Source organism: Nonomuraea sp. NPDC049709, assembly GCF_040674815.1.
In the GTDB taxonomy this organism is placed as follows: Bacteria; Actinomycetota; Actinomycetes; order Streptosporangiales; family Streptosporangiaceae; genus Nonomuraea.
On sequence record NZ_JBFANM010000038.1, the window covers coordinates 24,041 to 47,435 of the forward strand.

A 23,395-nucleotide genomic window follows, 5' to 3' on the forward strand; every position below is an offset into this window, starting at 1 on the left:
GGCCGGCCGGCGCCGGCAGATGGACGTCGGCTCCGGGCGTCCGTCCCTCTGCCGGCGCGTACGGTGATCAGAGCAGCTTGTCCTGGGTGAAGGGAACGTCCCTGAGGCGGCGGCCGATGGCGTGGTAGATCGCGTTGCCGATGGCCGCGGGCACGCCCGTCCCCGGCGTCTCGCCGAATCCGCGGACCCCGAGCAGCTTGCCGTCCGGCTCCGACCGGTCCACGAACAACGCCTCCACCGACGGCGTGTCCGCGCAGACCGGAACCAGGTAGGTGGACAGGTTCGGGTTGACGACCCGCGCCGTGTTCGGGTCCACCGTCGTGTGCTCCATCAGCGCGAAGCCGATCCCCCACGTCACGCCGCCGATGACCTGCCCGCGCGCGGTCCGGCGGTTGAGCACCCGTCCCAGGTCGTGCGCGGTCACCACACGGGTCACGCGCAACCTGCCCAGCCGCGGCTGGATCCGTACCTCCAGGAACACCGCGCCGAACGAGTGCCCGGCCGTGTTGTCCTGGCGTCCGGTCACCTCGACGGAGCTGCCGTGGCGGGTCACGACGTTGCGGTAGGTGTCCCTGCGATCCCGGTCGTTCCGGGCGAACAGGTGGCCGTTCTCGGTCACGACCTCCTCGGCGGGCACGCCGTGCAGCGGGGAGCGCGGGTCGCCGACGGCGAGCGCGATCACGGCGTCCCGCGCGCGCCGCGCCGCGTCGGCCGCCGGGCCGGCCACGCTGGGCATCGTGGACGACCCCGCCGACAGGGACGCGTCGGGGTACGTGGTGTCGCCGAGCAGCGTCGTGACGTGGCCGAGCGGCATGCCGAGCCCCTCGGCGACGACCTGGGTGAGCACGGTGTAGGTGCCGGTGCCGATCTCCTGGGTGGCTGCCCGCAGGGTGGCCCGCCCGTCGGGGCCGATCGCGAGGTGGACCTGGGACGGGATGTAGCCGTAGGTGTGGGTCTCGGTGGCCATGCCCCACCCGACGTACTCGTCGCCGTCCCTGGTTGTGCCCGGCCTGGGGCTGCGCCGGGCCCAGCCGAACGCCTCGGCCGCGGCCCGGTAGCACTCCAGCAGTTGCTTGCCGGCGTAGGCCTGGCCGGTCTCGCTCTGCTGGTCGACCTCGGTGTGGTTGCGGATCCGGAGTTCCATCGGGTCGATGCCGAGCTCGTAGCTCAGCTCGTCCATGGCGGTCTCGAGGCCGAAGTGCGCGGTCGTCTCCGGTGAGCGCATGTAGCTCGACGTCGGCAGGTCCAGCCGCACGCCCAGCTGCCGCACGTGGACGTTCGGGCAGGCGTACAGGCGGAGCGTGGAGTCGCTGCCGTTGTAGATGTTCTCGTCGATGCGGGTCACCTGTGCCGTCGAGGTGTCGACGATGGCGGTCAGCGCGCCCTGCCGGGTGGCGCCGAGCCGGAGGTGGTGGCGGTACTCGGCGCGGTGACCGTTGGAGGTGTACATCTGCGCGCGCGACAGCACCAGCTTCACCGGCCGGCCGGCGAGTTGCGCCGCCGCCGCGGTGAGCAGCGTGTGCGGATAGGTGGGGCCCTTGGCGCCGAAACCACCGCCCAGGTAGGGCGAGATGACCCTGACGCTCTCCTGACCCTTGCCGAACGCGAACGCCACGGCGTTACGGGCGAAGACCACGCCCTGGGTGCTCTCGTACAGGATCAGCGTGCCGTCCTCCCAGACGGCGGTGGTGGTGTGCGGTTCGATCGGGTTGTGGTGCTGCATCGGGCTGCTGTAGGTCTGGTCGATGCGCACCTCGGCCTGTTCGAGCGCCGCCGTGGCGTCGCCGCGGGCGGCCTCGTTGGGCCTGTTGCGGAACTTCTCCGGCAGGAACGCCTCGCCGAGCACGTCCGCCATCCGCGCGACCGGATCCTCCGCCCGGTAGCGCACCTTCACCAGGTTCGCGGCCTCCTGCGCCTGCTCCAGGGTCTGGGCCAGGACGTAGGCCACCGGCTGCCCGTGATGGTGCACCCGCGTGTCCTGCATGGGAATGAAAGGCCGGTTGTAGGGGAAGCTCGGCAGTCTCAGCCTTGGCATGTCGGCGTGGGTGTAGACCGCGACGACGCCGGGATGCGCCAGCGCCGCCCTGGTGTCGATCTCCACGACCTCGCCGCGGGCGATCGTGCTCATCACCAGGAAGCCGTGCAGCACACCGGCCACCTCGTTGTCCGCGGCGTAGCGGGCCGCACCGGTGACCTTCGCCCGGCCGTCCACCCGCGCCACGCCCTGCCCCACCAGCCCGCTCATCGAAGCCCTCCCAGATCGCTGAGGATGCTCACCAGCGCCCGCTGGACGAGCTCGACCTTGAACCTGTTCCCTTCGTACGGCTCGGCGTCCCTGACCAGGAGCCGGCCCGCCTCGGCGATCGCCTGCCCGGTGAGCGGCCGGCCCCGCAGCGCCGCCTCCACCCGGGTGTCCCGCCACGGGCGGGTGCCCACGCCGCCGAACGCCAGCCGTACGTCCTGCACCACGCGCCCCCTCGTCCGCAGCGCCGCCGCCACCGACACCACCGCGAACTCGAACGTGGCCCGGTCGCGCAGCTTCAGGTAGCGCGACTCCCCGGCCAGGGCTGTGCGCGGCACGTCCACCCAGGTGATCAGCTCGCCCGGCCGCATCGCGGTCTCCCGGTCCGGCGTGGCCCCGGGGAGGAGATGGAAGTCGGCGATCGGGACGGCCCGCTCGCCGCCCGGCCCGAGCAGGTGCACGGTCGCGTCCAGCGCGACCAGCGCCACCGCCAGGTCCGAAGGGTGCGTGGCGATGCAGTGGTCGCTCCCGCCCAGGATCGCGTGTCCCCGGTTGTGCCCCGTGATCGCCGGGCAACCGCTGCCCGGGACCCGCTTGTTGCACGCCGAGGCCGCGTCCCGGAAATACCCGCACCTCGTGCGCTGCAACAGGTTCCCGCCGATCGAGGCCATGTTCCGTACCTGAGGGGAGGCCGAGGCCAGCAGCGCCTCCGACAGCACGGGGAACTCCCGCCGGACCCTGGGGTGCTCGGCGACCTGGCGCATCCTGGCCGACCCTCCGACGCGCAAGCGCCTGGAGTCGACGGTGACATCGTCGGTGCCGAGGCGGTTGACGTCGACCAGGTGGTCATGGGCCTCCGCGCCGTCCCGCATCAGGTTCAGCAGATCGGTGCCGCCCGCCACGAAGGTCGATTCGGGGGTGCTCGCGGCGATCCGTACCGCCTCGGCCGGGCTGCCCGCGACCGTGTAACCGAAGGCCCTCATCGCCGTACCTCCTTCGCGGCGTCGGCGACGGCGGCGACGATGTTCTGGTACGCCGCGCACCGGCACAGGTTCCCGCTCATCCACTCGCGGATCTCCGCCTCGGAACCCGCATGCCCCTCGTCGATGCAGGCCACGGCGGACATGAGCTGACCGGGAGTGCACGCCCCGCACTGGAACGCGTCGTGCCGGATGAACGCCTCCTGCACCGGGTGCAACTCCTCGCCCCGCGCCAGCCCCTCCACCGTGGTGACCTCGGCGCCCTGCCGCATCACCGCCAGCGTCAGGCACGACTTGACCCGCTCGCCGTCGACCAGCACCGTGCACGCCCCGCACTCGCCCCGGTCACAGCCCTTCTTGGTGCCGGTCAGGCTCAGCCGCTCGCGCAACGCGTCCAGCAGCGTCACCCTCGGTTCGAGGACGACCTTGCGCAGCTGCCCGTTGACCGTCATGGCGACCTCCACCGACGCCCCGGGGGCGACGGCGTACGCCTGGGCGGCGGCGGTCTGGGGAGCCGCGGCAGCGGGAGCGGCGGCGATGCCCGTCCCCCCGGCCGCGGCCGTCCCCGCCGCGGTCACCGCGATGGCCTTGAGCACGGTCCGGCGGGTGTGCACGGGCCCCTCGGATAAGGGATCGTGCTCCGCCGGCGGCTCCAGGAGGCGTTGACGCAGTTCGGCGATCCTCGCTGCCGTCCCCGGATCCGGGTCGTCGGTCAGATCGAAGGAGACGACGTCCTCGACCAGCGGCAGTGCGGTCCGGTCGGCGCGGCGGCGCGCGGGATGCGTCAGATACTCGCGGTAGCCGTCCAGGTCTTCGATCACGAAGATGGCGCCCCACTCGTACGCACCGCTCCCGTCGCGGCCGACGGCGAAGGATCTCACCGACGGGATGACCCTGCCCTGGTCACGCAGGCTTTCGAGAGCCTCCGCCCGCTGCCGCGGTGTTGTATCCGGCCTGAAGGTGAACCGGCTGCCGTGGTAGATCATCTCGCTCCCTTCTTCGTACGGATCGATCTGGCGGCATGCGAAAGCCCCTGCGGTGTGGATCAGCCGGGTGCAGGCGCCTTCTCGGGCGAGCGGGCGATGCGCCGCTAGCGTTGGTAGCAGTATTCCGTTATCAAGTATCCATTGTCAACCAGTGCTAACGGGAATGTGTTAGCGCAGTGTCATCCCGGGGGCGCGAGCTCGTGTGTCCGGGAGCGTCAGTCCAGGCAGAACTCGTTGCCCTCGGGGTCGGCCATCACGATGAACCCGCCGCTCATCGGGGGCTCGGGCTCGTGGCGGCGGATCCGCGTCGCCCCCAGCGCGACGAGCCGCTCGCACTCGGACTCCAGCGCGGCCATCCGCTCGTCCCCCTGCAGCCCGGGAGCCGCGCGGACGTCGAGGTGGACGCGGTTCTTGGTCACCTTGTCCTCCGGCACCTGCTGGAAGAACAGCCGGGGGCCGTGCCCGTCCGGGTCCTCGATGGCCGACCTCGTATTGCGCTGCTCCTTCGGCACGCCGACCCGCTCGAGGAAGTCGTCCCACGCGGCCAGCGGGTCGGCGCCCTCGGCAAGGTCGACCCCGGGCGGGCCGGGGTGGACGTAGCCCAGGACGTCGCGCCAGAAGGACGACAGCGCCTGCGGGTCGTGGGCGTCGAAGGTGACCTGGATGTGCCGGCTCATCGGGTTGCTCCGTTCGTCGGGGTGTTCGTGTGCAGGTAGAGGTCGCGCAGCAGGCAGACCTCTGACAGATGGTGGATCAGCTCGCGGTTGACGTGCAGCACCAGATCGGCCATCGGCGCGTCGGGGTAGGGCTCCTTCTCGCCGACCGGTGCCCGGAGCGCGGCCTCGCCGAGGCCGCGCACCCCCGCCAGCCAGCGGTCGAGCTGGGTTTCGAGTTGGCGGAGCGCGGTGGCCGCGCTGCCGGCGTACTCCCAGCTCTCGTACGACGCCGCCGGCGCGCCGAAGTGGGCCGCGTTCCGCGCGGCGAGCACGCCGACGACGACGTGACCGAGCCGCCAGGCGATCGTGGTGAAGGCCGCGGGGACCGGCTCGGGGTGGGCGTAGTCGATCGTGAAGTCCCCGGCACCGACCTGCACGGGAGCGGTCGAGCTGCCGCGCGGCCGCACGCTCCAGGCCTCCGGTACCGGTGACCAGAAGTACTCGTCGTCGGTGAGGCCGTCGAGCCTGGCCCGGAGCTGATGGCTCCAGTGGAACTCGAACTGCTCGCGCAGTGTCCGGTTCCAGTCGAGTTCGTCTGCGTCCATGGAGCCACTCTCACACCCATGGCGGACAGGATCGGTCCGCTATCTCTGGCAAGGTGAGTGACATGCGAGCGGCGAACGGTGACGAGCGGGGCACGACGGAGCGGGTGCTCACCCTGCTCGGGCTGCTGCAGCAGCGCCAGGTCTGGACCGGCCCCGAGCTCGCCGACCGGCTCGGGGTCACGTCGCGCACGGTGCGCCGCGACGTCGAGCGGCTGCGCGCGCTCGGCTATCCGGTGCATTCCGGCCAGGGCGTCGGCGGCGGCTACCAGCTCGGCCCGGGGCAGGACCTGCCGCCGCTGCTGCTCGACGACGAGGAGGCGATCGCCACCGCGGTCTCGCTGCTCGCCGGGGCGGGTGGCGCGGTCGCCGGCGCCGGCGACGCCGCGCTGCGGGCGCTGACCAAGCTCGACCGGGTGCTGCCGGTCCGGCTGCGGCACGAGGTGCGCGCGCTCTCCGGCTCGGTGGAGTCCTTCGGCGGCGGCCGCACGCCGGTCGACCCCGAGGTGCTCATGACGCTGGCCAGGGCCTGCCGCGACGAGGTCGAGGCCGCCTTCGACTACCCGTCGGGGGGAGAGGTTCGACAGCGGCGGGTCGAGCCCTACCGGCTGGTGGCCTCCGACCGGCGCTGGTACTTGCTCGCCTACGACCTCGACCGCGACGACTGGCGCAACTTCCGCGTGGACCGGATGACCGGGGTGATCGCACGGACCTGGCGTTTCAGCCCGCGCGCGGCGCCCGACGCGGCGGCGTACGTGCAGGAGAACGTGGCCAGCCGGGTCTACCCGCACCAGGCGCGCTTCCTGGTGCACGCGCCGGCCGACACGGTACGCGCGCAGATCTCGGCGTCGGCGGGCGTCGTACGGGAGCGCGGGAGCGAGCGCTGCGAGGTGCTCAGCGGCGCCGGCAGCCTCGACCGCGTGCTGGTCTACATGCTCCTGCTGGGGCACGACTTCGAGGTGCTCGACCCGCCGGAGCTCCGGGGGCGCTGCCGCGAGCTGGCCGGGAAGCTGCTGTCGGCCGGTGCCGGCGCGGAGGGGTTGTGAGCCGCGGACCCGGCCGGGTCAGGGGATGCGGGCCACGGCCCCGTAGTTGCCCGACGTGCTCGGCTCGTCCCCGCAGGCGAGGTCGCCGCCGGCGGGGCGCCACTGGGGGACCCAGACCAGCCCGGGTTCGACCAGGTCGAGCCCTTCGAGCAGGGCCGCCACCTCCTCGCGGGAGCGGATCGCGAGATGGGGCAGGGTCATGGCGAGCAGGTCGCGGATGGCGGGCAGGAGCTCCGGCGGGATGCCGTCGAACGTGGTGTGCAGCAGGCAGAGGAAGCTGTCCGCCGGCGCCGTGTGCCGGATGCGCTTGACGACGTAGTGGGCGTGCTCGTCGTCGTCGATGCTGTAGGCCGACAGCACCAGCACGGCCATGGGCCGGTCCCAGTCGAGGAACGTCTGCACCACGTGGTCCCGGAGCATCTCGTCGATCTCCCGGATGTCGCCCTCCACCACGCGCACCAGGTCGGTGAAGGGCTCGATGGTGGCCTGGGCCATGGCCACCACCATCGGGTTGCTCTCGACGTACAGGACCCGCGGGGCCGGGCCGGCGGCGTTGCGCGCCATGTCGTGCAGGCGGTGCCCCGCCGAAAGGCCGCTGGGGATCCCGCTGCCCACGATCATGAATTGGTCGACGCCTTCGCCGGCGGCTAAATGGCTAATCACCCGGGAGAGGAACTCGAGCACCGAGCGGGCCGCGGTCGTGAGGGCGGGGGCCGCTTGATCGAAATGGCGTACCGTGTCCTTGTCGACCAAGAAGTTGTTCTTGCCACCGGCCGCCGCGTCGAATATCCGCGTGATTCTGGCCTGCGTGGTTTCGAGCTTGGCCAAGTTTCGGACAGCACGCTGGTGCATGAGCGTTGCCCCTTTCCCCTCGCCGCCGACCTTTTCTCGGTTAGCGATCTATGGACCTCACTCGATGACTCGAACCATATGTTCCAACAATTCCAGTCAATGACAACACGATAGACCGGTTATCTTGGGAAATGTTTGTTACCAGAATCACCGTGGCAAGGTATCCAGACCGGCTTCCCACGTCAGGCCGCCTGCTTGTCCACGGCAGACGCCACGGCGGCGGCGCCGTCCTCCACCGGGATCCGGTCCCCGAGCTCCGCGGCCCTGCGCCGGTAGGAGGGGTCGGTCACGGCGGCTCGGAGCGCGGTGGCCAGCCGCTCGGGGGTCAGGTGTTCGGGGGTCAGGTGCCGCACGTCCCCGACACCCAGCACGCGGTCCTCGATGAGCCCGGGCGCGCCCGTCCGGAGCGCGCCGCGGAGCTCGGCCTCCCGCAGCGCGCGTACCGCGAGGCCGGTGAGGTGGTCGGCGCGTCCGGCGAGGCCGGTGAGGTGGTCGGCGCGTCCGGCCGTCTGGCTGCCGGACCCGATGAGGACCGGCGGCGGCCCCGCGTCCAGGAAGTCGCCCAGCGGCGCGTCCGGCGCCCAGCCCGGCGGGCGCTCCGGCCACCAGTAGCCCGCCACCTCCAGCCCCTCGCACCAGTCGGCGGGACGGGGGAGCACGAGCGGGCTGTAGCCATGGAAGACCGACCGGCCGGTGGCCTCGCGCCGCCGGTAGACGGCTCGCGAGGTCATCGGCGGCGACCCGAGCAGGGCGCGCAGCTTCCTGGCCGCCCCCGAGTGCGCGGGTGACGGCACGGGGAACGCGAGCCGGCCCGCCGTCCGGTTCCCCCACCTGCCCAGCGAGCGGCCGAAGGCGCTGATGGCCGGGGGGAAGTCGCCGGCCGGCTCCACCGGCTGCAGGTGCACTCCCATGCTCGGCACGCCCATGGCCTCGAGCATGCCGTCGGTGACCTGCCGGCTGTACGCGGCGACCGCCACCCCGTGGCCGGCGTCGCGTAACCGTACGCCCAGTCCGGTGCAGGGGGCCACGTCACCCCGGGTGCCCACTCCGACGATCAGGACTCGCATACGGCACTCCAGCCTCGTTGCTCGCATGGTAGAGCGGCGGAGTGCCGTTTCCCTAGGGCCGGCACCGGCATCGCTATGGCCGACACCGGCTTTCACGGGCCGGCACCGGCCTTCCCTGGGACCGGCACCGGCTTTCCTGGGACCGGAACCGGCTTCACGGGGGCCGGAACCGGCTTCCCCGGATCGGACCGGTCGACCGGTGCCGCTCTGAGAGAGCGGGAGTCAGTCGGTGCCGACCCGGGAGGGCGGGGATCAGTCGGTGCCGGCCTCCATGGCCGCGTGGTCGAGCAGCTCGTCGTCCCCGGCGGCCTCGCCGCGGGAGGCGATCGCCTCGGCGCCGCCCTCGGGCATGGCGCCGATGAGCCCGGTCGGCGCGGCCTGCGTGGCGCCCAGCAGGGTCGCGTGCGGGCTGCCGACCATGCCGAGCCCCGCGTACTGCTCCAGCTTCGCGCGGGAGTCGGCGATGTCGAGGTTGCGCATGGTGAGCTGGCCGATGCGGTCGAGCGGCCCGAAGGCGGAGTCCTCGGTGCGCTCCATCGACAGCTTGTCCGGGTGGTAGCTGAACGCCGGCCCCGAGGTGTCCAGGATCGAGTAGTCCTCGCCGCGCCGCAGCCGCAGCGTCACCTCGCCGGTGACGGCCGCCCCGACCCAGCGCTGCAGCGACTCGCGCACCATCAGCGCCTGCGGGTCGAGCCAGCGGCCCTCGTACAGCAGCCGGCCCAGCTTCCGCCCCTCGGTGTGGTAGCCGGCCAGGGTGTCCTCGTTGTGGATGGCGTTGACCAGCCGCTCGTAGGCCGCGTGCAGCAGCGCCATGCCCGGCGCCTCGTAGATGCCCCGGCTCTTGGCCTCGATGATCCGGTTCTCGATCTGGTCGGACATGCCCAGGCCGTGCCGGCCGCCGATGGCGTTGGCCTCCAGGACCAGGTCGATCGCCGAGGCGAACTCCTTGCCGTTGATCGTCACCGGCCGCCCCTGCTCGAAACCGATCGTGACGTCTTCAGCGGGGATCTCGACCTCGGGGTCCCAGAACCGCACGCCCATGATCGGCTCGACGATCTCGATGCCGGCGTCGAGGTGCTCGAGCGACTTGGCCTCGTGGGTCGCGCCCCAGATGTTGGCGTCGGTGGAGTAGGCCTTCTCCGTGCTGGACCGGTAGGGCAGGCCACGGGCGAGCAGCCACTCGGACATCTCCTTGCGGCCGCCGAGCTCGCTGACGAAGTCGGCGTCGAGCCACGGCTTGTAGATCCGCAGGGACGGGTTCGCCAGCAGGCCGTAACGGTAGAACCGCTCGATGTCGTTGCCCTTGAAGGTCGAGCCGTCACCCCAGATCAGCACGCCGTCGTCGAGCATCGCGCGCACCAGCAGGGTGCCGGTGACGGCCCGCCCGAGCGGGGTGGTGTTGAAGTAGGTCCGGCCGCCGGAGCGGATGTGGAACGCCCCGCAGGCCAGGGCCGCGAGCCCCTCCTCGACGAGGGCGGCCCGGCAGTCGACCAGCCGGGCGACCTCCGCGCCGTACGCCGTGGCGCGCCCGGGCACCGAGGCGATGTCGGGCTCGTCGTACTGGCCGATGTCGGCGGTGTAGGTGCACGGCACGGCACCCTTCTCGCGCATCCAGGCGACCGCCACAGAGGTGTCGAGGCCGCCGGAGAAGGCGATCCCGACGCGTTCGCCGACAGGGAGGGAGGTGAGCATCTTGGACACGAGTAGAAGTATATACATAAGACTGCATGACCATTCAAAGCCGGGGTGCCCGCGTGTCTCCCGGTGCAGGTGGGGCATCCGGACAATGCTGTCCGGTTGGTACGATGGCCGCCATGCCTGCCGAGCGCCGACCCAACAGGGGACCCAGTGCCGCCGCCGAGAACCGTGCGGCGCTGATGGCGGCGGCTCGCGAGGTCTTCGCCACCGCCGGCTACGAAGCGCCGCTCAGCACGGTCGCCCGGGAGGCCGGGGTCGGGCAGGGCAGCCTCTACCGGCACTTCCCCGATCGCATCAGCCTCGCGCTGGCCGTGTTCGAGGAGAGTGTCGCCGAGCTGGAGGCGCTGGCCGCCACGCCCGGCTCGACCCTCGACGACGTGCTGACGGTGATCACCGAGCAGACCATCGCCTCGACCGCGTTCATCACGATGGTGAGCGTGCCGGACCGGCCCGATCCGCGCATCATCGAGGTGCGTGACCGGGTGGCGCGGGTGCTGGAGGGCAAGCTGCCGCAGGCGCGCGCCGCCGGCCGCGTCCGCGCGGACGTGACGGCCGACGACCTGGTCCTGGTCGTCGGCATGCTGGCCAGCCTGCTGTCGAAGCTCCCGGCACCGGAGCGGGTCGCGACCGCCGGCCGGCTGTGGGACCTGCTCCGCCGGGGGATCGACGGGGCGGCGGCGCGGCGGGGCTGAATCGACGGGGCGGCGGCGCGGCGGGGCTGAGCGCCGCGACCCCAGCCGAAGGGCCGCTCGACCGTCGGCAAAGTTTAAAGCAGTTGCTTGACTTAGCCTGACGTGCTTGGTTTGCTGAATTCGCCGCAATCCGACTAAAAGGGGTCAAGGTTCGTCAAGGCATGAGTGAGACGCGGCGCGGCGAGCGGGTCAACGCCACGCGGGAGCAGATCCTGGCCGCCGCGGAGCGGCTGTTCGCCGAGCGCGGCGTGTACGCGGTGTCCAACCGCCAGGTCAGCGAGGCCGCCGGCCAGGGCAACAACGCCGCCGTCGGCTACCACTTCGGCACCAAGGCCGACCTCGTCCGCGCCATCGTGCGCAAGCACTCCGAGCCTGTCGAGCTCCTGCGCCGCCGGATGCTGGCCGAGGCCGGCGACTCCACCGAGATCCGCGACTGGGTGGGCTGCCTCGTGCGCCCGCTCACCGGGCACCTGGCGGAGCTGGGCAGCCCCACCTGGTACGCCCGCTTCGGCGCCCAGGTGATGACCGACCCCGGGCTCCGCCAGATCATGGCCGAGGAGGCGTTGACCTCGCCCACGCTGCAGCGCATCGTCGAGGGACTGCGGCAATGCCTGCCCGACCTGCCGGCCGAGGTACGCGCCGAGCGCGCGGACATGGCCGCCCAGCTCATGGCCCACATGTGCGCCCAGCGCGAGCGCGCGCTCGCCGAGGGCCGGCCCACACCCCGCGCGACCTGGCACGACGCCGCGACCGGGCTCATCGACGCGATCGTCGCGCTCTGGTCGGCCCCCGTCACGCGCGACGCGGGGACCGGCGGCAACAGCGACGAACAGGGAGGAACACGGTCATGAAGATCACGGTGGACGAGGAAAAATGTTGCGGCGCCGGCCAGTGCGTGCTGCTCGCGCCGGACGTGTTCGACCAGCGCGAGGAGGACGGCATCGTCCTCCTGCTGGAGCCGGAGCCGGCCGCGGACCGGCACGCAGTGGTCCGCGAGGCCGCGGCCGTCTGCCCCGCCGGTGCCATCGAGGCCAGTGAGATCGAGGCGCGTGAAATCGGGGCCAGTGAGAACGAGGCCGGTGAGGACGCGTGACCGGCACCCCGGCCGAGGCCGCGATCCCCGAGTTCCCGGGCGTCAGGGCGGCGGGATGCCCGTTCGACCCGCCACCGGCGCTGCAGGCCCTGCAGGAGGACGGGCCGCTGGCCAGGGTGCGGCTGTGGGACGGCAGCACGCCGTGGTTCGTGACCACGTACGCCGAGCAGCGGGCCCTGCTGGCCCACCCGGACGTCAGCGCCGACGTCACGCGGCCCGGCTACCCGATCCCCACGCCCCGCACCGGCGGCGGCTCGCTCAGCTTCATCCTGATGGACGACCCCGAGCACGCCCGGCTGCGCCGCATGGTGCAGGGGGCGTTCACCGTCCGGCGGGTGGAGACCATGCGCCCGGCCATCCAGCGGATCGTGGACGGGCTCATCGACGACCTGCTGGCCGGGCCGAAGCCGGTGGACCTGGTCGAGGCGTTCGCGCTGCCGGTGCCCTCGCTGGTGATCTGCGAGCTGCTCGGCGTCCCGTACGCCGACCATGACTTCTTCCAGGACAACAGCAAGACCATCATCAAGCGGAATGTGACCCCGGAGGAGCGGGCCGCCGCCGGCGGCCGCCTGTTCGAGTACCTGGACCGGCTGGTGGGCGAGAAGCTCGCCGAGCCCGCCGACGACCTGCTGTCGAAGGTGGCCGCGCGGGTCGAGGCCGGCGAGCTGACGCGTCCGGAGGCGGCCCAGATGGGGGTGCTGCTGCTGATCGCCGGGCACGAGACCACCGCGAACATGATCGCGCTCGGCACGCTGGCGCTGCTGCGCCACCCCGGCCAGCTCGATCTGCTGCGGGAGAGCGACGACCCCCAGGTGGTCGCCGGGGCGGTGGAGGAGCTGCTGCGCTACCTCAACATCACCCACAGCGGCCGCCGCCGGGTGGCGCTGGCGGACATCGAGATCGGCGGCCAGGTCATCCGCGCGGGCGAGGGCCTGATCATGCCCAACGACATCGGCAACCGCGACCCCGGGGTCTTCCCCGACCCGGACGCGCTGGACCTGCGGCGCGACGCCCGCCGCCACGTGGCCTTCGGCTTCGGCGTCCACCAGTGCCTCGGCCAGCCCCTGGCCCGGGTGGAGCTGCAGGTCGTCTACGGCACCCTCTACCGGCGCATCCCCACCCTGGCCCTGGCGACCGAGCCGGACCGGATCCCCTTCAAGCACGACGGCCAGGTCTACGGGGTCTACGAGCTGCCCGTCACCTGGTGAGGCCTAGTGGTGGTGCAGGGCGGGCGCCAGCAGGTACTGGTAGAGCTCGTAACCTGCGAACGCGACCACCGGCAGGCCGACCGCGATCAGCAGGCGGCGCGGCAGCGGCGGACGGCCGGCGGGCAGGTCGATGTCCTTGATCGGCATGATCGGCACCTCGGCCAGCGGCTTCGGATCGGGCGCAGCCGTGAGCTCCGGGTGGCGCGCCAGGTAACCCGACGGGAACGAGGTGAGATGGAAGGCGCCGCACGCCGGGCAGCTCGTCCCCGACCAGGGCGGCTGCACGGGCACTCCGGAGCTGAGCCAGATCTCGACCTCGTTGCCGTGATCGTCGGACAGGTGGCGGACGATGTAGTCCTCCTCCCAGACGTACAGGCAGCGCAGGCATTCGAAGGGCCAGGATTCGCGGGATTCGAACCCGTCGCGCACGAGGAACCGCCCCCGGGCAGGCGAAGAGTGTTCGACTCGAGTGTCCGCCCCGTGCCCCCATGCAAGACGGGGGGTTGTGCCACTTCCCGCCACAGAATGCTCACCTGGTGTCAGGTTAGGAGGCCGTCCCGCGTCCTCAGCCGGTGCGCACCCCGGACTGGATGTTCTCCACCACCTCCTGCGGGCTGATGTCCGCCGCCTGGGCGGCGCTCTGCAGGTCCTGCGCGGTGATGTTGGCGGCGTTGCCGTGATCGTCGTTGGGCTCCCCGCAGCCACAGCTCAGACACATGTCTGTCTCCCTTCTCCTGGCGGGCGTTATAGCCGGGCAGCCGGGGCCGAAACGGGCACGTGTCCCACCCGTACCAGAAGTTTGCCGGTGAAGGGGTCAGGATCCGTCACCGTCGATCACTATCTAAACTGGCTCGGTGCAGCCCGACGAGATCACGCTGACCGATCAGGACGACGAACACTGCCACCCCGAGATGGTCCCCGAGCCGCTGGCACGATCAGAGGCCGAGCGGCTCGCGGGTGCGCTGAAGGCGGTCGCGGATCCGACCCGGCTCCAGTTGCTCAGCATGATCAGCGGCAGCGCCGCGGGGGAGGCGTGCGTCTGCGATCTCACCGCGCCGCTGGGGCTGACGCAGCCCACGGTCAGCCACCATCTGAAGATCCTCGTCGACGCCGGGCTACTGACGCGGGAGAAGCGCGGCAAGTGGGCGTGGTACTCGATCGTTCCCGAGCGGCTCGACGCCCTGCGCGGCCTGATCCCCTGACTCCCGCGTGGCGTCGCGACAGGCCATCAGGCGGGCGAACAGCTCCCGTCCTTCCGCCGTGGCGCGATGGCCGAGCGGGGCGCTCCCGCCGCACGGCTCGATCAGGTTCGCCTCTCGCAGGATCTCCAGGTGATGCCGTTCGGAGTCGCAGGAGTCACCGTCCTGGCCGGCGAGCACGAGGCTGAGCAGGCGCAGCCGTACGGGGTCGGCCACGGCCTGCAGGCGCCGGGCGTACGCGATGGCGGTGGTCCGGGGAATGGGCCGGCCCGGTCGCGGGCCGGCGCATCCGCCGGTGGGAAGGAGGGGCAGCAACCCCTCTTTCATAGACACACGTCTATCTTTGTTGTCCCCGAGGGGGTTGTCCAGCCGCGGTTACAGCGGCCCGCGGTGCCAGGGGCCGCGGATGGCGTACGTACGGCCCGGGGGGTCCAGCGCGGCCGTGTCGCCGAGCTGGTTGACGAACAGGACCGAGCCGTCCGGGCTGAAGCACGCCCCCGCGAACTCGCTGTCGTCGGCGATGTTGACCGCGAACTCGAACGGCTGCCCCCTCCGCGGGTCCAGCCCGATCAGCCGGTTGACGTTGACCAGGCCCGGAGCCAGCGGGTGCGGGTCCGCGTCGGCCGGGCCGGCGTCGTCCTCGCACAGCACGATGCCGCCCCGGGGGGTGAACGTGAGGTTGTCCGGCGAGTCCAGCTCCTTGCGGCCGGGCGACTCGTACACGAGCACGAGCGTGCCCCCGTCCCGCCGGCCCGGGATGTACTGCCAGACCTGGCCGTAGCCCTCCAGGTAGCCGTCGGCGTTGGGCGGGTCGCCGTTCTTGGCGTCTCCGCCGCTGGTGGAGTTGAAGAAGACGCTGCCGTCGCCGTACCAGCAGCCTTCGAGGCGGTTGAACTTGGCGCCGCCCTTGGCCAGGCCCTGCTGGGTGCAGGTCGGGGCGCCGCCTTCGAGGTCGGGGTCGGGGTCGTCGATGCGCACCCACTCGACCGGCAGGCGGGCGCCCATGGTCTGGCCCTCGCGGCAGTCGTAGCCGTCGACGCCCTTGATCTTGAGCATCTCCAGCACGCCGCCTTCGGCCAGGTCACGCGGGTCGCGGGGGCGGAAGCGGTAGAAGCCGTCGGGCTTGCCGGAGTCGTCCTCGGTCTCGTAGACGTACCCGGTGCGCGGGTCCACCGCGACGGCCTCGTGGGAGAAGCGGCCCATCGCCGTCAGCGGCTGGGAGGGCGCGGGGTGGCCGGGCCGGGGGCCCTGCAAGGGCACCTCGAAGATGTAGCCGTGCTTGCGCTGCCAGCCCTGCGCGGGGCCGGCGGTCGTCTCCTCGCAGGTCAGCCAGCCCCGGTCGTGCAACATCCGGCCGCCCGCGCAGTTGATGATCGTGCCGTTGAGGCTGACGAAGTGGCGCAGCACCTCACCGCTGCGTAAGTCGACCTCGAGGGTGGTGGTGCCGGCCACGCCCAGCTCGTCGTAGCGCTCCGAGCCCTCGACGTGCACGCGGCCGAGCGGCGAGCCGGGGGTGGTGCGCACCTCGTGGTTGCGGATCAGGCGGGCGGTGTGGCGGTGGGTGCCGGGGAAGGCGGCCATGCCGTCGTGGGCGATGGGGGTGGCGACGCCGTCGGTCATGGGGGTGCCGGTCCTGCCCAGCACGACGTACGAGAAGCCCGCGGGGAGGGCGAGCAGTTCCTCGCCGGTGTTCCTGGAGGGGGTGCGGCGCAGCGGGCCGTACCCCGTCTCGCCGGGGTCGGCGGCGGGACGGCCGCCGTCGGCCCAGGACGCGTGGGCGGCCAGCGTCTGGATGGCGACGCCGCTGGCCAGCACACCGCCGGTGGTGGCCAGGCCGCGGCCGAGGAAGGATCGTCGATCAAGCTCGGTCATGGTGCTCCCCTCGGGACGACTTATAGACATGCATCTATATGTCGCATGGGATGAACGAGTGCTTACGAAAGCGTAAACGGCGTCTTGCGCGCAGAGAGGGCCCATTTATGCCGTTCGTCCGGCCGGCCCGCCCCCGGCCTGCGGTCGGGCGGGGCGGGCGGGTGCGGGCGAGTGAACGTCAGCGGCGCGCACGCGCCAGCGCGACGAGCGCCGGGAGGGAGGGGATCACCCCGGCGGCGAGCGCGGCGGCCACGGACACCAGCAGCGGCGGCAGGAACAGGGCTCCGGCGGCGCACCCCGCGCCCACCGCCGTCATGGCCAGCCCGCCCAGGCGCTGCGCCCGCCCCCATCCCGGCACGGGAAGCCGGGCACTGATCCTGGGCAGGGCCAGGCCGAGGCCGGCCAGCAGGAGCCCGATCGCGACGGCCATCCCCCGCTCCAGGGGGACGTCGTGGCCGGCGGTGCGCAGCAGCAGGCCGCCGTGCAGAACGGTGAGGAACGGCGGCAGCAGGACGAAGAGGACGTTCATCGACCTCGTCTGCCGGCTCGGGGACGCGACGAGCAGCGGAGGGAGGTGGGGGCGCAGCCGGTCCGCGACCGCGGTCGCGCCCGCCATGACGATGCCGATCACCACCAGGGTCGCCGGCAGAGCCGCCGCCAGGATGAGCCTCGGCACCCGGACGCCGGCCCGGCGCGGGGTGGCCTCCCGGGTCGTCACGAGCTCGGGCAGCGAATCCCACACCGCCCAGGAGATCGCGATCATCGCGGCCAGGCTGAGCAAAGACACCATGATGCCGGGCCACGGTGCCCGGAGCCGTTCTGCGGTACGCATGCGATGATCGTAAATTTACGCGATCAGGGCCGAACATCCCGCGCGGGGCACGTACCGGTCATGTCCGTGAGCATGACCCGGGTCATGCTCACGGACATGACCATCGGCACGCTGTCCTGCGGGAACGGGATGGTTATGCTCCCGGATATGCGACAGGCGCGATCGATCCGGGACCTGGCCGGCTGGGTGGGGTTCTCCGCCGGCCGCCCGCCCCTCGTGTTCGGGCTCTTCTTCTGGATCTCGGTCGCCGTCAGCGCCGCGGTGTTCGCCGGCGCCCTCCCGGTCGTGGGCGACCTGCCGCCGGACAGCCGGCTGCTGCACCAGGTGCTCCTCTACGCGGGCACCGCCGCCCTGTTGCCCGGCGCCGTCCTGTGGACGCTGCTGCCGTGGCGGCCGGGGGCGCCGCTCGCGCGCAGGGCGGTGACCGTGGCGTTCCTGGCCGTGACGCTGCTGCTCATGTCGGCGGGCGGGGCCGCGGCCCTGCTGATCGTGGGGCTGGCGGTCGCGAACGCGCTGGTCGTGCTCGGGCTGCGCGGCGCCCTCGGCTACGCCGTCGTCGCCGCCCTGCTCAACGTCGTGGTCGGGCTGCTCAACCCCCGCCAGTCCGTGCTCGCGGCGGTCGCCAACGGCACGGTCATGCTGCTGCTGTGCCTGGTGCTCCTCGTGGCCGTGGTCGCGATGTTCGACTCCCAGCGCCGGGCGGAGGAGACCCGCCGCCTGCTGGCCGACCTCGAGCGGGCCCACGCCGAGCTGGGGCGGCACGCGGCACGCTCGCGCGAGCTGGCCGTCGCCGAGGAGCGCGCGCGGATGGCGCGCGACATGCACGACTCGGTGGGCCACTACCTCACCGTCATCAACGTGGGCCTGGAGAACGCCCGGCGCTACCGCACCGTACGCCCGGAGGCCGCCTGGGACGAGGTCAGCCAGGCGCAGGACCTCACCCGGGAGGCGCTGACCGACACCCGCCGCTGGGTACGCGCGCTCAAGCCGCTGCGCATGGACGGCCTCACCGGACCCGCCGCCCTGCGGGCACTGACCGAGTCGTTCGGCTCGGGGGACACCGGCGTCGCCTTCACGGTGACGGGCACCTGGCCGGACGTGGACGAGAACCGCGCGCTGGTCTGCTACCGGGTCGTCCAGGAGGGGCTCACGAACGCGCTGCGCCACTCCCGGGCCCGGCACATCGAGGTCGCGCTCGACTGCACGGCCGAGCGGCTGGAGGTGACGGTCTCCGACGACGGCGCCGGCGCGGAGCCCGGGGCCACCGAGCACGGGTTCGGGCTGCACGGCCTGCGCGAACGCCTGCGGGACGTGGGCGGGGAGCTGGACGTGGCCGGCGCCCGCGGCGAGGGGTTCACGCTCAAGGCGACGGTGCCGGTGTGATGGCGACGGTGATCCGCGTCCTGCTGGTGGACGACCACATCCTCATGCGCGAGGGCCTGCGCAAGCTCCTGGAGATCGAGCCCGGCATCGAGGTCGCCGCCACCGCGGCCGGCGGCGAGGAGGCGCTGAGCTGGCTGGCCGGGGCCGCCGGCGGCGAGCGGCCGCAGGTGGCCCTCGTCGACGCCCGCATGCCGGGGATGGACGGCGTGGCGCTGGTCGCCCGGCTGCGGGCGGAGTTCCCCGAGGTCGCGCCGGTGATCCTGACCACGTTCGACGACGACGACTACATCTTCGGCGGGCTCCGCGCGGGCGCGAAGGGCTACCTGCTGAAGGACACGCCGCCGGACGAGCTGGTGGCCGCGATCAGGCGGGCCGCGCGGGGGGAGACCGTGCTGGGCGGGGCGGCGACCGAGCGGCTCGTCAGCGTGCTGCGCGAGACGACCGCCCCCGTCCCCGAGCGGGAGCCGGACGCGGTGGAGCCGCCGTGCGGCCTGTCCGCACGCGAGTACGAGATCGCGCTGCTCATCGGCACAGGCGCGGCCAACAGGGAGATCGCGCGCCGGCTGCACATCACCGAGGGCACCGCCAAGAACCACATCTCGAACTGCCTGCGCAAGCTCGGCCTGCGCGACCGCACCCAGCTCGCGGTCTGGGTGTCCCGGAACCCTCACCCGTAACCCGGATCAGGCCCGCGCGTATCGTGGCCGCATGGCTGACGCGATCTTCGAGCACCCCCGGCTGGCCGCCGTCTACGATCCGCTGGACCCCGACCGCGGCGATCTGGAGGTCTACGCCGCGATCGCCGCCGAGCTCGGCGCGCGCAGCGTGCTCGACGTCGGCTGCGGCACCGGCACGTTCGCGCTGCTGCTGGCCGGCCGCGGCCTCGAGGTGACGGCGGTGGACCCGGCCGCGGCCTCGCTCGACGTCGCGCGGGGCAAGCCGGGCGCCGAGCGCGTGCGCTGGGTCCACGGCGACGCCACCGCGCTCCCGCCGGTGCGGGCCGACCTGGCCACGATGACCGCGAACGTGGCCCAGGCGATCGTCGAGCCGGCGGACTGGCGGGCCACGCTGGCCGGCGTGCGCGCGTCGCTGCGGCCTGGCGGGCACCTGGTGTTCGAGACCCGCGACCCGGCCAGGCGGGCCTGGCTGGAGTGGAACCGGGCGGCGACGTACCAGGTCGCCGAGCTGCCGGGGCTGGGCCGGGTAGAGCGGTGGTACGACCTGCTCGACGTCAGCGGGCCGCTGGTGACCTTCCGCGGCACGTGGGTGTTCGCCTCCGACGGGCAGGTGCTCACGTCGGACTCCACGCTGCGCTTCCGCGAACGCGACGAGGTCGAGGCGGACCTGTCGGCCGGCGGCTACACCCTGGAGGAGGTACGGGACGCGCCGGACCGGCCCGGCCGGGAGTTCGTGTTCCTGGCCCGGCGCCCCGAGGACTGATCGGGGAGAACCCCTACGCCGCCGGGCGCAGCCCGCGATGGGCCGCCCGGCGGACGCGCGCCCCCGAGTGCGGCGGGGATTCTGGGGGCTCACCGTCCCATCCCAGAACGGGGTCACCATGTTCCGTCTATTCGTGGCAGGCGTCCTGGCCGCCACCCCTGCCGCCATTCCGGCCGCCACGCCTGCCGCCACTCCGGCCGCCCACCCGGAGGTCGTCGACTGGCTCAGGCAGAACGCCCGGCCGCAGGTCACCCGGGAGATGATCGGCGACGCGACCGTCGTCGGCCTGGGGGAGTCGTCCCACGGCACCCACGAGGAGTCCACGCTCAAGTTCCGCACCCTGCGCCTCCTGGTGACCGAGCTGGGGTTCCGCTCCATCGCCTGGGAGGAGGACTGGACGACGGGCGTACGGGTCAACCGCTACGTCCTGACCGGCGAGGGCGACCTCGACGCCCTGATGCGCGAGCTGACGACCACCTGGCAGACGGCCGAGGTCCGCGAGGTGCTGGCCTGGCTGCGCGCGTACAACGCCGGCCACGACGACAAGGTCCGGTTCGTCGGCGTGGAGTACTACGCCACCCGCTCCCTCGCCTACGACGCCGTCTCCTCCTACGTGACGAAGGTCGCCCCCGCCCTGCTCGGCAAGCTGGGCCGGCACCTGGAGCCCATCCGCCCCCGCCACGAGGACACGCACCAGAACCTGATGTGGTACCTGGACGTGACCGACAAGAGCTCCTACATCCGCCACGCCCGCGCGGTGTACGAGCTGGTCGCGCGCCTGCCCCGGACCAGGCAGCAGCGGCTGGCCGTGCAGCACGCCCGGCAGATCCTGTCCTGGTACGAGGGTTTCAGCCTCCGGGACAACTACGCCTACCGTGACAGCCGCGCGGCTGAGAACCTGCGCTGGTGGCAGCGCTACACGGGCGACAAGGTGGCCTACTGGGCGGCCTCCGCGCACACGGCCGCCGCGCCGCGCCTGCGGGTGACGCTGGGCGAGGAGGCGATCACGTTCGACAGCGCCGGCTCCCACCTGCGCCGCTGGTACGGCGACCGCTACCGGTCCGTCGGCGTCCTGTTCGACCACGGGACGCTGAACGCGGGGCGCGGCTGCGGCACCGCCCCGGCGCCGGTGCCGCGCCCGGACCCCGGCTTCGCCAACCGCGTTTTCGGCGCCGCCGGCCTCGACGAGTACGCGGTGGACCTGGGCGCCGACGCCCCCGGGCCGGTGCGCGCGTGGCTGCGCGGGCCGGCGAAGGTACGCGGGTACGCGGCCTACGAACCGGCGCGGCCGCAGGGCTCGTACATGTCCGGCGGCTCGCTGGCGCGGTGGTTCGACGTGATCGTGCACCGCCAGGTGATCACGCCCTGTACGCCCCTGCCCGCGCGGCCTTGAGGACCCGGCCTTGAGAGCCCTTAAGAACATCGTCGGGATTCGGTAAGCGGCCCGGGCCAGGCTACATTCCATCAGCCAGGCCGACCGAGAAGGAGATCATCATGAGGAAGCTCGTCGAATCGACGTTCGTCACGCTGGACGGCGTCATCGGTGACCCGCACGTCTGGGGTGCGCCCTACTGGGACGAGGAGCACCAGGGCTACGGCACGAAGCTGCTGTTCGGGGCCGACGCGCTGCTGCTGGGCCGCGAGACGTACGAGGGGTTCGCCCAGGTCTGGCCCGGCCGCTCCGGCGACCCGTACACGGACCGGATCAACAGCATGCCCAAGTACGTCGCCTCCACCACGCTCAAGGACGCCGACGCCTGGAACGGCACCCTCATCCAGGGGGACGTCGCCGCCGCCGTCGCCGAGCTGAAGCGGCAGCCGGGGGAGAACATCCTGAAGTTCGGCACCGGCTCGCTCGACCGCACGCTGATCGAGAACCGGCTGGTCGACGAGTTCCACTTCTGGATGTTCCCCACCATCGCCGGCGGCGGCGACCGGCTGCTCGACGGCCTGGTGGACCTCACGCACCTCGACCTGCTGGAGACGACCCGCTTCAAGTCGGGCATCATCGTCCTCACCTACGGGCTCAAGCCCTAGGCCGACCGGCGGCGGTGTACTAATATCCGCTGCACGGCGGCACTCTCCCGCCGAACCTCCAGAGCGGGTCCCCACGCGACCCGCCCGACGCGGGGGCAAAGGGGACGTCAGGCGCCTCGGGAGCCGCGCTCCGACCGGTCCGCGTTCTTTCGCGGCCGCCACGGGCCGCGGGCGTGGGCCGGGCCCTGGCGATGGCCGCGGGAAGAGCCGTACATGACCAGCAAGAAGCAGCTCAAGGCGCGCATCCGGGCGCGGATGGCCAAGACGGGCGAGAGCTACACCACGGCCCGCCACCACGTCGTCGGCCCCGCCGTCGGTGCCGCCGCGACCGCCACCGACGGCGGGTGGCGCTTCTCGGGCGGGCGGCACCCGTCCAGCGCCGCCATCGCCGCCGTCCTGCTCAACCAGGGCGCCGTCGTCAGCGAGCCGCTGGTGTTCCTGGCGGGCGGGGGCATCGGTGCCGGGTACATCCTGTGGGAGTTCAAGCACGACGGGTCCCGGCACGTGACGCTGGGCTTCCGCAACCAGTGGCAGTACCACGACCGCTGGATGGCCAAGACACTCGGCCGCCTCGGGGTGCCGTACGAGGAGCACCGCACGTCCGGGGTCCGCGCGGCGAGCCGGCGGCTGGCCGCGGAGCTGGACGCCGGCCGGCCGTGCGTGGTCCTGCCCGACCGCTACCACCTGGGCTACTGGCACCTGCCCGCCTCCCTGGACGGGCACGGCGGCCACCCGGTGGTCGCCTACCGGCGCGACGCGGACGGGGTGTTCCTGGACGACCGGGGCCGGGCGCCGATCCACATCCCCCAGGAGCGCTTCGACGCCGCGCGGGCCCGGGTCGGCTCGTACGGGAACGTGCTGCACGTGCTCGGCGAGGCCGAACCGGACGAGGCCGCCCTGGCGGGCGCCGCCCGCGAGGGGCTGCGCGACTGCGCCGAGCACCTGTCGGCCGCCTCCGACTCCTTCTCGCTGCCCGCCTGGCGCAAGTGGGCCCGGCTGCTGACCGACACCCGCAACGCCAAGGCGTGGCCGAAGGTCTTCGCCGACCGGCAGGGGCTGGCGGACGCCCTGCTGTCGGTCTGGGAGGGGGCGGAGCCGGTGGGCATGGACGGCGGGAACCTGCGCGACCTGTTCGCGGACGCGCTGGACGAGGCCGCCGCGCTGCTGGAGCGGCCCGCGCTGGCGGAGCTGGCCGGCCGGTTCCGGGAGATCCACGCGCTCTGGCACGACCTGGCGGAGGCGGCGTTGCCCGCCGAGGTGCCGGAGTTCGCGCGGATCCGGGAGCTGACCGCCGCGATCAAGGAGAGCGTCATGTCGGACGGCACCGCCGGCGACCCGGCCGCCGCGCAGGCGTCCCGCGAGCTGTGGGCGGCCCGCGCCGCCGCCAACGACTCCCTCGCCGCGGCCGGCGACCCGGTCCCGCTCTTCGCGGCTCTCGGCACCCGCCTGAGCGCCGTCCACGAGGCCGAACGGGCGGCCGTCGCCCGCCTGGCCGAACTGACGGCCTGAC

Annotated in this window: 24 protein-coding genes and 1 pseudogene; 12 read left to right on the forward strand and 13 right to left on the reverse strand. The window is 72.6% G+C overall.

Annotated elements, in window-relative coordinates; translation table 11 throughout:
- Window positions 1-67: 67 nt before the first annotated feature.
- From AB0J69_RS33445 to AB0J69_RS33470, 6 genes and pseudogenes are all read right to left on the reverse strand, one after another.
- Window positions 68-2,245, reverse strand: a complete 2,178-nt coding sequence (locus tag AB0J69_RS33445; protein WP_364125532.1) for a xanthine dehydrogenase family protein molybdopterin-binding subunit — start codon at window positions 2,243-2,245, stop codon at window positions 68-70.
- The gene (locus tag AB0J69_RS33450) at window positions 2,242-3,225 is read right to left on the reverse strand and encodes a xanthine dehydrogenase family protein subunit M (RefSeq protein ID WP_364125535.1); all 984 of its coding nucleotides are present in this window, start codon (window positions 3,223-3,225) and stop codon (window positions 2,242-2,244) included. Before AB0J69_RS33450 ends, AB0J69_RS33445 begins: the two co-directional genes overlap by 4 nt.
- Entirely contained in the window at window positions 3,222-3,674 is a 453-nt protein-coding gene (locus AB0J69_RS33455; protein WP_364125757.1) for a (2Fe-2S)-binding protein, read from the reverse strand. Before AB0J69_RS33455 ends, AB0J69_RS33450 begins: the two co-directional genes overlap by 4 nt.
- Window positions 3,675-3,944: 270 nt before the next feature.
- Window positions 3,945-4,208: pseudogene (locus AB0J69_RS33460) on the reverse strand (Dabb family protein); the annotation flags it as partial.
- A gap of 215 nt (window positions 4,209-4,423) precedes the next feature.
- Window positions 4,424-4,885: a VOC family protein gene (locus tag AB0J69_RS33465; RefSeq protein WP_364125538.1), complete on the reverse strand. Its 462-nt coding sequence runs from the start codon at window positions 4,883-4,885 to the stop codon at window positions 4,424-4,426.
- Window positions 4,882-5,469 carry a DinB family protein gene (locus tag AB0J69_RS33470; RefSeq protein WP_364125541.1) on the reverse strand — a complete coding sequence of 196 codons (588 nt, stop codon included), beginning with the start codon at window positions 5,467-5,469 and terminating at the stop codon, window positions 4,882-4,884. Before AB0J69_RS33470 ends, AB0J69_RS33465 begins: the two co-directional genes overlap by 4 nt.
- A 62-nt stretch (window positions 5,470-5,531) precedes the next feature.
- On the opposite strand from AB0J69_RS33470, the gene AB0J69_RS33475 reads away from it, so the two are divergent.
- Entirely contained in the window at window positions 5,532-6,512 is a 981-nt protein-coding gene (locus tag AB0J69_RS33475) for a YafY family protein (RefSeq protein WP_364125543.1), read from the forward strand.
- A gap of 18 nt (window positions 6,513-6,530) precedes the next feature.
- On the opposite strand, the gene AB0J69_RS33480 is transcribed toward AB0J69_RS33475, so the two are convergent.
- The 3 genes from AB0J69_RS33480 to argG all read right to left on the reverse strand — a co-directional run bounded on the left by AB0J69_RS33480 (window position 6,531) and on the right by argG (window position 10,132).
- Complete coding sequence (locus tag AB0J69_RS33480) at window positions 6,531-7,340, reverse strand: SAM-dependent methyltransferase (RefSeq protein WP_364125546.1); 810 nt, start codon at window positions 7,338-7,340, stop codon at window positions 6,531-6,533.
- Between the two features lie 206 nt (window positions 7,341-7,546).
- The gene (locus tag AB0J69_RS33485; RefSeq protein WP_364125549.1) at window positions 7,547-8,431 is read right to left on the reverse strand and encodes a hypothetical protein; all 885 of its coding nucleotides are present in this window, start codon (window positions 8,429-8,431) and stop codon (window positions 7,547-7,549) included.
- A gap of 252 nt (window positions 8,432-8,683) precedes the next feature.
- Window positions 8,684-10,132: an argininosuccinate synthase gene (gene argG, locus AB0J69_RS33490; RefSeq protein ID WP_364125551.1), complete on the reverse strand. Its 1,449-nt coding sequence runs from the start codon at window positions 10,130-10,132 to the stop codon at window positions 8,684-8,686.
- Between the two features lie 113 nt (window positions 10,133-10,245).
- Between argG and AB0J69_RS33495 the strand changes: the two genes are divergently transcribed.
- The 4 genes from AB0J69_RS33495 to AB0J69_RS33510 all read left to right on the forward strand — a co-directional run bounded on the left by AB0J69_RS33495 (window position 10,246) and on the right by AB0J69_RS33510 (window position 13,122).
- Entirely contained in the window at window positions 10,246-10,821 is a 576-nt protein-coding gene (locus tag AB0J69_RS33495) for a helix-turn-helix domain-containing protein (protein WP_364125554.1), read from the forward strand.
- Between the two features lie 161 nt (window positions 10,822-10,982).
- Complete coding sequence (locus AB0J69_RS33500; protein WP_364125557.1) at window positions 10,983-11,672, forward strand: TetR/AcrR family transcriptional regulator; 690 nt, start codon at window positions 10,983-10,985, stop codon at window positions 11,670-11,672.
- Window positions 11,669-11,914: a ferredoxin gene (locus tag AB0J69_RS33505; RefSeq protein ID WP_364125559.1), complete on the forward strand. Its 246-nt coding sequence runs from the start codon at window positions 11,669-11,671 to the stop codon at window positions 11,912-11,914. The genes AB0J69_RS33500 and AB0J69_RS33505 overlap by 4 nt, the downstream gene beginning before the upstream one ends.
- Window positions 11,911-13,122, forward strand: coding sequence for a cytochrome P450 (locus tag AB0J69_RS33510; RefSeq protein ID WP_364125561.1), 1,212 nt, complete (start codon window positions 11,911-11,913; stop codon window positions 13,120-13,122). The genes AB0J69_RS33505 and AB0J69_RS33510 overlap by 4 nt, the downstream gene beginning before the upstream one ends.
- A 3-nt stretch (window positions 13,123-13,125) precedes the next feature.
- Here AB0J69_RS33510 and AB0J69_RS33515 read toward each other — a convergent pair whose 3' ends face one another.
- Both AB0J69_RS33515 and AB0J69_RS33520 read right to left on the reverse strand, forming a co-directional pair.
- Window positions 13,126-13,551 carry a hypothetical protein gene (locus AB0J69_RS33515; RefSeq protein WP_364125563.1) on the reverse strand — a complete coding sequence of 142 codons (426 nt, stop codon included), beginning with the start codon at window positions 13,549-13,551 and terminating at the stop codon, window positions 13,126-13,128.
- Window positions 13,552-13,687: 136 nt separating this feature from the next.
- Entirely contained in the window at window positions 13,688-13,840 is a 153-nt protein-coding gene (locus AB0J69_RS33520) for a hypothetical protein (RefSeq protein WP_364125565.1), read from the reverse strand.
- A 136-nt stretch (window positions 13,841-13,976) separates the two neighbouring features.
- Between AB0J69_RS33520 and AB0J69_RS33525 the strand changes: the two genes are divergently transcribed.
- Entirely contained in the window at window positions 13,977-14,324 is a 348-nt protein-coding gene (locus AB0J69_RS33525) for a metalloregulator ArsR/SmtB family transcription factor (protein WP_364125568.1), read from the forward strand.
- 372 nt (window positions 14,325-14,696) lie between these two features.
- Here the strand turns inward: AB0J69_RS33525 and AB0J69_RS33530 are convergent, their stop codons facing one another.
- Both AB0J69_RS33530 and AB0J69_RS33535 read right to left on the reverse strand, forming a co-directional pair.
- Window positions 14,697-16,193: an alkaline phosphatase PhoX gene (locus AB0J69_RS33530; protein ID WP_364125570.1), complete on the reverse strand. Its 1,497-nt coding sequence runs from the start codon at window positions 16,191-16,193 to the stop codon at window positions 14,697-14,699.
- Window positions 16,194-16,371: 178 nt separating this feature from the next.
- Entirely contained in the window at window positions 16,372-17,025 is a 654-nt protein-coding gene (locus tag AB0J69_RS33535; RefSeq protein WP_364125573.1) for a hypothetical protein, read from the reverse strand.
- Between the two features lie 147 nt (window positions 17,026-17,172).
- Here AB0J69_RS33535 and AB0J69_RS33540 point away from each other — a divergent pair, with 147 nt between their 5' ends.
- The 6 genes from AB0J69_RS33540 to AB0J69_RS33565 all read left to right on the forward strand — a co-directional run bounded on the left by AB0J69_RS33540 (window position 17,173) and on the right by AB0J69_RS33565 (window position 23,394).
- Window positions 17,173-18,408 carry a sensor histidine kinase gene (locus tag AB0J69_RS33540; protein WP_364125576.1) on the forward strand — a complete coding sequence of 412 codons (1,236 nt, stop codon included), beginning with the start codon at window positions 17,173-17,175 and terminating at the stop codon, window positions 18,406-18,408.
- The gene (locus AB0J69_RS33545) at window positions 18,408-19,085 is read left to right on the forward strand and encodes a response regulator transcription factor (RefSeq protein WP_364125578.1); all 678 of its coding nucleotides are present in this window, start codon (window positions 18,408-18,410) and stop codon (window positions 19,083-19,085) included. Before AB0J69_RS33540 ends, AB0J69_RS33545 begins: the two co-directional genes overlap by 1 nt.
- Before the next feature lie 31 nt (window positions 19,086-19,116).
- Complete coding sequence (locus AB0J69_RS33550; RefSeq protein ID WP_364125581.1) at window positions 19,117-19,848, forward strand: class I SAM-dependent methyltransferase; 732 nt, start codon at window positions 19,117-19,119, stop codon at window positions 19,846-19,848.
- 118 nt (window positions 19,849-19,966) lie between these two features.
- On the forward strand, window positions 19,967-21,241 hold the full coding sequence (locus AB0J69_RS33555) for an erythromycin esterase family protein (RefSeq protein ID WP_364125584.1): 1,275 nt from the start codon (window positions 19,967-19,969) through the stop codon (window positions 21,239-21,241).
- A 101-nt stretch (window positions 21,242-21,342) separates the two neighbouring features.
- On the forward strand, window positions 21,343-21,885 hold the full coding sequence (locus tag AB0J69_RS33560; protein WP_364125586.1) for a dihydrofolate reductase family protein: 543 nt from the start codon (window positions 21,343-21,345) through the stop codon (window positions 21,883-21,885).
- A gap of 213 nt (window positions 21,886-22,098) precedes the next feature.
- The gene (locus AB0J69_RS33565; protein ID WP_364125589.1) at window positions 22,099-23,394 is read left to right on the forward strand and encodes a BtrH N-terminal domain-containing protein; all 1,296 of its coding nucleotides are present in this window, start codon (window positions 22,099-22,101) and stop codon (window positions 23,392-23,394) included.
- Window position 23,395 lies beyond the last annotated feature (1 nt).